This is a genomic window from Brachybacterium atlanticum (assembly GCF_025669985.1).
GTDB classification, from domain to species: domain Bacteria; phylum Actinomycetota; class Actinomycetes; order Actinomycetales; family Dermabacteraceae; genus Brachybacterium; species Brachybacterium conglomeratum.
Genome location: NZ_JAKJJW010000012.1, coordinates 89421 through 99470, shown reverse-complemented (window position 1 = coordinate 99470; position 10050 = coordinate 89421). Strand labels below are relative to the sequence as shown.

Genomic DNA, 10050 nt, shown 5'->3' with positions numbered 1-10050 from the left:
TCATCTTCGGGGACCTCGACGTCTATCCTCAGCTACCCCGTATCACCGGCGCGCCCACACTCAACTCTGAAGAGCCCGATCAGCGGGCACGGGCGTCGCCGTGCCGGGGGAGCGGAGGTCCGGTACGCGCAGGGCGTCCCGGACCGGCCCGGCTCAGAACAGACCGATGGACTCCCCGGTCTCGGTCACGCCCATGCGCAGGGCGGCCGGCTCCTTGGGCAGTCCGGGCATCGTCATGATCGCCCCGGTGAGCGCGACGACGAAGCCCGCCCCGATCTTCGGCACCAGGTCGCGCACGTGCAGCACGTGCCCGGTCGGGGCGCCGAGCGCGGAGGGATCGTCGGAGAACGAGTACTGCGTCTTCGCCACGCAGACCGGCAGGGTGTCCCAGCCGTTGCGCCTCAGCATCCGCAGCTGCGCCAGCGCACGGTCCTCGAGGACCACGTCCTTCGCGCCGTAGACCTCGCGGGCGAGGGTGCGCAGGGACTCCTCGATCCCCTCGGCGGGATCGTAGAGGTGGTGGAAGTCGGGCTCGTCCTGCTCGATCGCGGCGAGGACCTGCTCGGCGACGGCGCGGCCGCCCTCGCCGCCCTTCGCCCACACCTCGGACAGCGCGGCGCGGAAGCCCTGCTGCTTCGCCCAGTCGAGCACCGCCTCGAGCTCGGCCTCGGTGTCGGTGGGGAAGCGGTTCAGCGCGATCACCGGCTCGAGGCCGAACTTTCGCAGGTTCTCGACGTGACGGGCGAGGTTCTCGGTGCCGCGCAGCGCGGCCTCGATGTCCTCGGTCGCCAGATCGGTCCTGGCGAGGCCGCCGTGCATCTTCAGCGCGTGCACCGTGCCGACCACGACCGCGGCGTCGGGGGCGAGGTCGCCCACCCGCGCCTTGATGTCCAGGAACTTCTCCGCCCCGAGGTCGGAGCCGAAGCCCGCCTCGGTGACGGTGATGTCCGCGAGCGAGAGCGCGAGCCGGGTCGCGGCCAGCGAGTTGCAGCCGTGGGCGATATTCGCGAAGGGGCCGCCGTGCACGAGCGCGGGAGTGCCGCCGAGGGTCTGGACCAGGTTCGGCAGCAGCGCGTCCTTCAGCAGCATCGTGATCGCGCCGCCCACCTCGAGGTCCTCGACGGTGACGGGCCTGCGGTCGTAGGTGAAGCCCACGACGATCCGGTCGATCCGCTCCTGCAGGTCCTTCAGGTCCGTGGCCAGGCACAGCACGGCCATGATCTCGGAGGCGACGACGATGTCGAAGCCGTCCTCGCGCGGGACGCCCTGGGTGGCGCCGCCCAGGCCGATCACGGTCCTGCGCAGGGCGCGGTCGTTGACATCGAGCACGCGCTTCCACTGGACGCGGCGTGGGTCGATGCCCAGCGCATTGCCCTGGTGGATGTGATTGTCCACGAGGGCGGCGAGGGTGTTGTTCGCGATCTGGATCGCGTGGAAGTCGCCGGTGAAGTGGAGGTTGATGTCCTCCATCGGCACCACCTGGGCGTGGCCGCCGCCGGTCGCACCGCCCTTGATGCCCATGATCGGGCCGAGCGCGGGCTCGCGCAGCGCGACCATGGTGCGGTGGCCCATCAGCGAGAACGCGTCGGCCAGGCCCACGGTCGTGGTGGACTTGCCCTCGCCGGCCGGGGTCGGGGACATCGCCGAGACCAGCACCAGGCGCCCCTGCTTCCCGCTCGGGGTCATCTGGCGCACATCCACCTTGGCCTTGTAGGAGCCGTAGGGCACGAGCGCCTTCGCGGGCACGCCCGCGCGCTCGGCGATCTCCGTGATCGGCTCCAGGGTCGCCGCCTGGGCGATGGCGAGATCAGGGTTGTCGGCTGACATCATCGTCCTCCACTTCGTGGTCTCTCACCCGGGCATCGGCGTCCGGGCAGGGTCGTGGCCCACCTTACGGGGCAGATTCTGGGCATATGCCGCGCCTCGTCGGAGGGGCGGCGCCCGGTCGTCGGGCCGCGACGCGGAGTCCCGACCGCCCTATCGGCCCGTTCGTCGCGCGTCGCCCCCGAGCGGTGCGACCGACCAGCCGTCCGGAGGCCGGGGACGGCTGCGCGATGGATCGCGGGACGGGCGCAGGCCGACAGCATCGTGCTCGGTCGCCGGCGTCACGGCGACCGCTATGCCTATATGGGCATAGAGGTACGCCATACGCCATCACTTGACCAATCGCACCGTGCTCGGGAACGACGAAGCCCCCTGGCGGACCAGGGGGCTTCGTGGTGGTGGCTCCGACCGGCGTCGATCCGGTGACCTTTCGATTTTCAGTCGAACGCTCTACCAACTGAGCTACAGAGCCGTGGTCGTTGTGACGACCGAGGACAAGCGTAACAGCCCTTGCGCGGTGGTGCGCACCGGATCCGCCCCGGTGAGAGGCAGACCACGGCAGAGGGCCTGGGCCCGAGGTGCGCAGGCCCGAGCCGCTCCGCAGCCGAAGCCGCTCCGCCTCCACCGCGGCCCGCCCGGCACCCCGGGGCGGGTCGGGCGTGCGAGTCAGGACAGCGTGATCAGCGCCTTGCCGAGGTTGTCGCCGCGCAGCATCCCGACGAAGGCCTCCGGCGCCCTGTCCAGCCCGACGGTGACGTCCTCGCGATAGCGCACCTCGCCGGCGGTGACCCAGGCGCCCATCTCGCGCTGGAAGTCCTCGAACATCGTCGGCGCGAACTCGCGCTGGATGAAGCCGCGCAGGGTGAGGCTTTTGGCCAGCACCTGGCCCATCAGGGCGCCGCTGCGGTCGGGCCCCTCGGGCAGGGAAGTGGCGTTGTAGTTCGCGGCGAGCCCGCACACGGGCACGCGCGCGAACTCGTTCAGCAGCGGCAGCACTGCGTCCCACACCGCCCCGCCCACGTTCTCGAAGTACACGTCGATGCCGTCCGGCGCCGCCGCGGCGAGCCGGCCCGGCAGGTCCGGGGCGCGGTGGTCGAGCGCCGCGTCGACGCCGAGCTCCTCGAGCAGCGCGATCTTCCGCTCGCCGCCGGCGATCGCGATCGTGCGGGCACCGCGCAGGCGGGCGATCTGCGCGACCGCGGAGCCGACGGGACCGGCCGCCGCGGCGACGGCGAGGGTCTCCCCGGGCTGCACCTTCCCGATCGCGGTGAGACCCGCATAGGCGGTGAAGCCGGGCATCCCGAGTACGCCGAGGGCGGTGGTGACCGGCGCGGCCGCGGGGTCGAGGCGGCGCAGCCCGGCGACCTCCTCGACGCTGTACTCCTGCCAGCCGCCGTAGCCGAGGACCACGTCGCCCGGGGCGAGGGAGTCGTCGGCGGACTCGACGACCTCCGAGACGGTGCCGCCGACGATCACGTCGCCGACCTCCATCGGGGCGGCGTAGGACTTCGCATCGTTCATCCGGCCGCGCACGTACGGATCCAGGGAGATGTGCAGGGTGCGCAGCAGCGCCTCGCCCGGACCGGGGGAGGGGACGGGTGCGGTGTCGTGGAGGAAGTCGGAGGGGACCGGCTCGCCGTGCGGGCGGGAGGCGAGGCGGATCCGGCGGTTCTGCAGGTCGGTGCTCATGCCTCGAGCGTACGCAGATCCGCTGGCGAGCACGAAGAAGGCCCCGGAGCGATGCTCCGGGGCCTTCTCGAGGGGCGACCCTGACCGGGCTTGAACCGGCGACCTCCGCCGTGACAGGGCGGCACTCTAACCAACTGAGCTACAGGGCCTCTCGTGTTTTCCGGCTTCTCGCCTTCCGACTCGGATAACTCTACCGGAGGTTTTCGGCTCTCACGACCGATATCGCTGTGAGCCGCCTCGCACCTCGGCGGAGCAGTACCCCCAACGGGATTCGAACCCGTGTCGCCGGCGTGAAAGGCCGGTGTCCTGGGCCTCTAGACGATGGGGGCCCTGGGCGGTCGGAACCGCCCGACCAGAGCATACCTGCGGCCCCGGCGTCGACGCTCGCGAGTTCGGGCGAGGTGCGTCCTATCCGACACCGCTGCGCCGCCGCACCGCCCCCGCAGCGCAGGCGGTCGTGGTTCGATGGCGGCATGATCCGCATCAGCCGTGAGGAGTTCGAGGAGGCGGTCGACGACGCCCTGGACTCGCTGCCGGACGAGGTCGCCCGCGCGATCGCGGAGGCGAACGTCGCGATCCTCATCGAGGAGGAGCCGACGCCCGAGCAGTCCCGCGGTGCCGAGCTGCTGGGCCTGTACGAGGGGGTGCCGCTGGATCGGCGCTCCGTGTTCGACGGCTTCCGCCAGCCGGACCGGATCTTCGTCTTCCGCGGACCGCTGCAGCGCCACGCCCGCTCCCGCGAGCACCTGGTCCGCGAGATCGCGGTGACCGTGCTGCACGAGCTCGGCCATCTCTTCGGCATCAGCGACGAGCGCCTCCACGAGCTGGGCTGGGGCTGATCGACGTACTGGCGAGGGACGAGCCGGTAGGAGATCAGCGCAGTGGGGAGAGCCTGATCGACGTGCTGGCGAGGGACGAGCCGGTAGGGAATCAGCGCGGTGGGGAGCAGCCTGATCGACGTGCTGGCGAGGGACGAGCCGGTAGGGAATCAGCCGAGCGAGCTGGGGGTAGGCCCCGCCCCGCCCCTCAGAGATGGTCGGCGTCGAGGTCCGTCAGCCCGGCCTCGTGGGCGATGATCGCGATCTGCACGCGGTTGGTGCAGTCGAGCTTCGCGAAGATCTTCGAGACGTGCGCCTTCACCGTCGCCTCGCTCATGAACAGCCGCATCCCGATCTGGGCGTTGGACAGCCCCGCCCCGACGGCGCCGAGCACCTCGGTCTCGCGCTCGGTGAGCTGGTCGAGGCCCGGGTGGCGCTCCTGCCGGGAGCCCGGGTTCGCGTCGGAGAAGTGGGAGAGCATCCGGCGGGTCACGGTGGGGGAGAGCATCGCCTCGCCGCCGGCGACCACGTGCACGGCCCGGGCGAGGTCCTGCGGCGGGGTGTCCTTGAGCAGGAACCCGCTGGCGCCGGCCTCGAGCGCCTGGAAGACGTACTCGTCCATGTCGAAGGTGGTCAGCATGATGATCTTCGGCGCGCCGGTCAGCGCGGTGACCGCCTTCGTCGCCGCGATCCCGTCGAGGGTGGGCATGCGCACGTCCATCAGCAGCACGTCGGGCCGGTGCTTCTGCACCAGCGGCACCGCCTCGGAGCCGTCGGCCCCCTGACCCACCACCTCGATCCCCGGATCGGCGCCGAGGATCATCGCGAGCCCGGCCCGGACCAGGGAGTCGTCGTCGATCAGTCCCACGCGCGTCACGTCGCCGTCGGCCACGGGATCACCGCCCTCACTTCGAATCGTCCGTCGTCGGTCGGGCCCGAGGTGATGGACCCGCCCGCATGGGTCACCCGCGTCTCGATGCCGGACAGGCCCATCCTGGCCCCCGGCAGATCCGTCGTGAACCCCTTGGGGAGCACATTACTGACCTCGATCACGAGGTCGGTGCCGGGCTCGCCGATCAGCGCCACCCGGGCCCGGGTGTGCACGGCGTGCTTGTGGATGTTGGTCAGGCCCTCCTGGACCACGCGGAAGGCGGTGCGTGCCAGGGGGTCGGGGACCGGGTCGTCGATGAAGTCGAACAGGTCCACCGACACCCCCGCCTCCTGCGAGGTGGTCACCAGGCGCCGCACGTCCTCCCAGGTGGGCTGCGGGGCCAGCGGCGCCTGTTCCTCGTCCCCGCGCAGCACTCCCAGCACCTCCCGCAGCTCGGACAGCGCCGTGGTCGCGGTGCCGCGGATCAGGGAGGCGGACTGCTGGACCTGCTCGCGGCCCATGTCGGGGTTCACCTCGAGCGCCCCGGCCTGCAGGGCGACCAGCGAGATCTTGTGCGCGACGATGTCGTGCATCTCGCGGGCGATCCGGGTGCGCTCGGCGCGACGGGCCTGCTCCTCGGCCGCAGCCCGCCCGGACTCGGCCTGCTCGGCCCGCTCCCGCAGCTCCGCGAGCAGCGCGCGCCGCACCGCCGTGTAGAGGCCGATCGAGGTCGACGCCGCCACGACCAGCGTGGTCAGCACGATCGTCATCAGCGCCGCCTCGGGCTGGTCGCCCATCAGCAGCAGCGGGGTGAGCGTGGCGGTGCCCGCCGCCAGCAGCGCGAACAGCAGCGTCAGCGCGCGGTTCGGGCACCGGGTGGAGAAGGTGTACGTGGCGATGATCAGCACGGTGATCGAGCCCGAGAAGGCATTGGCGATCTGCACCAGGGGCAGCAGCCACGGCCAGTGCCGGTGGCGGGCGAGCAGCGCGATGCCCAGCAGCAGCGCGAGGACGCCCTGCCAGCGGTCGATCGCGGAGGTGGCGAGCAGCGCCGTCGCCGACGCCTCCGCGGCGACGGCGACGACGATCAGCCCTTCCTGCCAGCGACGACGAGCGGGCGCTCCTGGGTGGTCCACCCGGTCACTGTAGCGGCGCGCACATGCCGCGCCGCCGTACGGGACGGGGTCGGCGACCATCGTCGGACGGGGACCGCCCAGGAGCCGACGTTCGTCGCCCGCGCACGGACCCGTGGTCGCTGTCGCCGCGCCGCGGCGGGGGAGGAGCGTGGAGCCATGACCTCCACCACCGCCACCTCCCCGACCCTCGAGGTGCGTGCGCTGAGCAAGCGCTACGGCGCGCGCGCCGCCGTCGACGCCCTCTCCTTCTCCTGCAGCCCCGGCACGGTCACCGGCTTCCTCGGCCCCAACGGGGCGGGGAAGTCCACCACCCTGCGGATCCTCACCGGTCTCGCCGAGGCCGACGACGGCATGGCCCTGATCGGCGGCCGCCGCTACCGCGCGCTGGAGCATCCCGCCCGCACCGTCGGCGTGATGCTCGATGCGCGCGCCCTCCACGGCGGCCGCACCGGGATCGAGACCCTGCGCCTGACCGCCCGCACCCTCGGGATGCCCCGCGACCGCGCCGAGGAGGTGCTCGAGACCGTCGGCCTCGAGCAGGCCGCGACCAAGCGCGTGGGCGGCTACTCCTACGGCATGCGCCAGCGGCTCGGGATCGGCGTCGCGCTCATGGGCGACCCCTCGGTGCTCGTGCTCGATGAGCCCGCCAACGGCCTGGACCCCGAGGGGATCCGCTGGATGCGCCGCCTGCTGCGCTCCTTCGCCGACGCCGGCGGCACCGTGCTCCTCTCCAGCCACCAGCTGCGCGAGGTCGAGGCGACCGTGGACCGGCTGGTGGTGATCTCCGAGGGGCGCCTGGTGCGCGAGGGCCCTCTCGAGGAGCTCACCGCCGTGACCGGCACCCGCGTCGCCGCGCTGGACCAGGCGGCGCTGCGCCGCGCCCTGGACGCCCACGGCATCGCCTTCGAGCTGCGCGCCGGCGGCGAGCTCGCCGTCAGCCTCGCCCCCGAGGACATGGGCCGCCTCGCCCTGCGCGAGCAGCTCGTGCTCACCGCCCTCGGAGCGGGCGCCGGCACCGGCCTGGAGGAGGTGTTCTTCGCGCTGACCGGGCACGAGGAGCCCTCCGCCGACGCACCCGCCCCCGCCCTCTGACCTCCGCCCTCCGACCGCCAGGAGACCCCCGTGCGACCCGACATCGACCTGCGCGCCTTCCTCGACACCCGAGGCGCGAAGATCCTGCTGACCCTGTCCCTGCTCGCCGTGGCCGGCTTCGCCGCGCTCGGCGGCCTGATCCAGCCCGCGCTCGTCCCCGACCGCACCGCCGATCTCGAGACGACCTTCTTCGTGATCTCGCTGCCGCTGACCCTGATCATCCCCGCGCTGACCGTGTGGATCACGGCGGGGGAGTGGTCCGACGGCTCGATCCAGATCACCCTCCTGCAGCGCCCCGGACGCCTCGCCGTCCTGGCCTCCAAGGCGATCGCGGCGCTGGTGGTGTTCGTCGCGCTGGCGGCGGTGAGCATCGGCCTGGCCGCCGCGAGCACCTGGATCGGCGGGGAGCTGATCGGCGAGGGCGCGCTGCTCTCGAGCATCGAGGGGGTGCTGACCACGCAGCTCGCGAACCTCGGTGCGACCTTCCTGTTCTCCCTCGCGATGGGCATGCTGCTGCAGTCCACCGTGCTGGGCCTGGTCGCCGCGATCGGCATCCCCTTCGTCATCGGGACCGCCTCGAACCTGGCCATGGCCTTCGGCTCGCAGACCCTGGCGGACGTCATCGCCGCGGTGGACCTCTCCGGCGCCTCGCTCGCCCTGGCGGACGGGGAGGCCGGCGCGTTCGAGCTGCTGCCGCTGGTCCTGCTGGTCCTCCTCCCCGCCGCGCTCGGGACGCAGAGGTGGCGCCACCGCGAGATCGGCTGAGGGAGGACGCTCCGCCGGGGCCGGACGCCCTGCGGACGATGACGGGGCCCCGACGTCGGGAGATCGGCGGGGAAGCGTCCTAGGATGGCCGGGCCCCACGGATGCTTCCCCCCATGGACAAGGACCCCGCATGACGCCCCTCCGCGACACTCGACGCCCCCTCGCCCGCCTCGCCGCCGCGGCGGCCGTCGCGACGATGCTCCTGGCGGGGTGCACGGAGGGAGCCGCTCCCGAGGAGGACTCCCCGGCCGGCAGCGAGGCGAGCGACGCCGGCGGCGCGGGCGAGGACTCCGCCGACGAGGGCCCGGCGCTGGAGGAGACCGGGACCTCCGCGGCGGTCGACCTGCCGACGGACCCGGCCGAGGACCCCGCCTACGAGGCCTACTACTCGCAGCAGATCGAGTGGGGCCCCTGCGAGGACGTGGACGCCGAGGGCGCCGAGTGCGGGACGATCACGGTGCCGCTGGTCTGGAATGACCCCGAGGCCGGGGACATCGAGATCGCCGTCGGCCGCCTCGCCGCCGACGGCGAGTCGAAGGGCTCGCTGGTGACCAACCCGGGCGGCCCCGGCGGCTCGGGCGTGAACTTCCTGCCGTCGGCGGAGATCCTGATCTCCCCCGAGGTGCGCGCGAGCTATGACGTCATCGGCTTCGACCCCCGCGGCGTGAACCGCTCGGAGGGGATCGAGTGCCTCGACGACGCGGAGACCGACGAGTACCTCGCCGCGACCGGGGACCCCGCCGCGGAGGATGCGAGCGCGCTCGCCGAGGAGTGGGGTGCGCGCGTGGCCGAGGCCTGCGAGGCGAACTCCGGCGACGTCCTGCCCTATCTCGACAGCTACTCCGCGGCCCGCGACATGGACGTGCTGCGCGCGGCGCTCGGCGACGAGGAGCTCGACTATCTCGGCTACTCCTACGGCACCTATCTCGGCGCGAGCTACGCCGAGCTGCACCCCGAGCGGGTGGGTCGCTTCGTCCTGGACGGTGCGATCGACCCCGACATGTCCATGGACGAGTTCTCCGCCGGCCAGGCCGAGGGCTTCGAGCACGCGACCGAGGTGTTCCTGGCCCGCTGCCTCGAGGCCGGCGACTCCTGCCCCTTCCGCGGCGACGAGGCCGAGGCGAAGGAGCAGCTGCTGAGCTTCTTCGAGAGCGTGGACGAGACCCCGCTGGACACCGGCGACCCCGAGCGGCCGCTGACCGGGGCCCTCGCCCGCTCCGCGGTGCTGACGCTGCTGTACGACGACGCGCAGTGGGAGTACGGGCGCGAGGCGCTCGCCGCCGCGATGAACGGCGACGGCTCCCAGCTGCTGTACATCGCGGACCTCTCCTCCGAGCGCCGCTACGACGGGACCTACCGCACCAACGCCGCCTTCGCCATCACGGCCGTGAACTGCCTGGACCACCCCGGGGTCGCCGACGAGCAGCGGGTCGAGCAGGAGACCGAGCGCCTCGCCGAGGAGTTCCCGACCTTCGGCCCGATGCTCGGCGGGGACGGCTGCGCCCAGTGGCCCGAGGAGCCCGTGCGCGAGCCCGCGCCGATCACCGCCGAGGGCGCCGGCCCGATCCTGGTCGTCGGCACCACCGGCGATCCCGCCACCCCCTACGCCTGGTCGGAGCAGCTCGCCTCCCAGCTCGACGATGCGACGCTGCTGACCTACGAGGGGGAGGGTCACACCGCCTACGGCCGCTCGGGCGGGTGCATCGAGGAGCAGGTCGACGCCTATCTCCTCGAGGGCACCGTCCCCGAGGACGGGCTGCGCTGCTGAAGCGCGCGCGGCGGTCGACGGCTCGGCGCTCCGCCGCGGACCGGCCGTGCCGACGAGCGTGACACGGATCGCGCCGGGACGCTTTGC

Annotated in this window: 8 protein-coding genes and 3 tRNA genes; 4 read left to right on the top strand and 7 right to left on the bottom strand. The window is 72.6% G+C overall.

Annotation, left to right across the window (positions count from 1 at the left end; translation table 11 throughout):
• Positions 1-153: 153 nt before the first annotated feature.
• The 5 genes from L3K22_RS08175 to L3K22_RS08155 form a co-directional block, all read right to left on the bottom strand.
• The gene (locus tag L3K22_RS08175; protein WP_263310926.1) at positions 154-1827 is read right to left on the bottom strand and encodes a formate--tetrahydrofolate ligase; all 1674 of its coding nucleotides are present in this window, start codon (positions 1825-1827) and stop codon (positions 154-156) included.
• A gap of 393 nt (positions 1828-2220) precedes the next feature.
• Positions 2221-2296 (bottom strand) — tRNA-Phe (locus L3K22_RS08170).
• A gap of 194 nt (positions 2297-2490) precedes the next feature.
• On the bottom strand, positions 2491-3513 hold the full coding sequence (gene curA / locus L3K22_RS08165; RefSeq protein WP_263310923.1) for an NADPH-dependent curcumin/dihydrocurcumin reductase: 1023 nt from the start codon (positions 3511-3513) through the stop codon (positions 2491-2493).
• Between the two features lie 75 nt (positions 3514-3588).
• A tRNA-Asp gene (locus L3K22_RS08160) sits at positions 3589-3662 on the bottom strand.
• A 107-nt stretch (positions 3663-3769) separates the two neighbouring features.
• Positions 3770-3842: transfer RNA gene (locus tag L3K22_RS08155), tRNA-Glu, on the bottom strand.
• A 144-nt stretch (positions 3843-3986) separates the two neighbouring features.
• Between L3K22_RS08155 and L3K22_RS08150 the strand changes: the two genes are divergently transcribed.
• Positions 3987-4352: a metallopeptidase family protein gene (locus tag L3K22_RS08150; protein ID WP_263310922.1), complete on the top strand. Its 366-nt coding sequence runs from the start codon at positions 3987-3989 to the stop codon at positions 4350-4352.
• 187 nt (positions 4353-4539) lie between these two features.
• On the opposite strand, the gene L3K22_RS08145 is transcribed toward L3K22_RS08150, so the two are convergent.
• A complete protein-coding gene (locus L3K22_RS08145; protein WP_263310921.1) occupies positions 4540-5223 on the bottom strand; it encodes a response regulator in 684 nt (227 codons plus the stop codon).
• The gene (locus L3K22_RS08140) at positions 5205-6338 is read right to left on the bottom strand and encodes a sensor histidine kinase (protein ID WP_263310920.1); all 1134 of its coding nucleotides are present in this window, start codon (positions 6336-6338) and stop codon (positions 5205-5207) included. Before L3K22_RS08140 ends, L3K22_RS08145 begins: the two co-directional genes overlap by 19 nt.
• Positions 6339-6494: 156 nt before the next feature.
• Here L3K22_RS08140 and L3K22_RS08135 point away from each other — a divergent pair, with 156 nt between their 5' ends.
• From L3K22_RS08135 to L3K22_RS08125, 3 genes are all read left to right on the top strand, one after another.
• The gene (locus L3K22_RS08135; RefSeq protein ID WP_263310919.1) at positions 6495-7430 is read left to right on the top strand and encodes an ABC transporter ATP-binding protein; all 936 of its coding nucleotides are present in this window, start codon (positions 6495-6497) and stop codon (positions 7428-7430) included.
• A gap of 30 nt (positions 7431-7460) precedes the next feature.
• Positions 7461-8195: an ABC transporter permease gene (locus tag L3K22_RS08130; protein WP_263310918.1), complete on the top strand. Its 735-nt coding sequence runs from the start codon at positions 7461-7463 to the stop codon at positions 8193-8195.
• Between the two features lie 130 nt (positions 8196-8325).
• Complete coding sequence (locus L3K22_RS08125) at positions 8326-9963, top strand: alpha/beta hydrolase (RefSeq protein WP_263310917.1); 1638 nt, start codon at positions 8326-8328, stop codon at positions 9961-9963.
• Positions 9964-10050 lie beyond the last annotated feature (87 nt).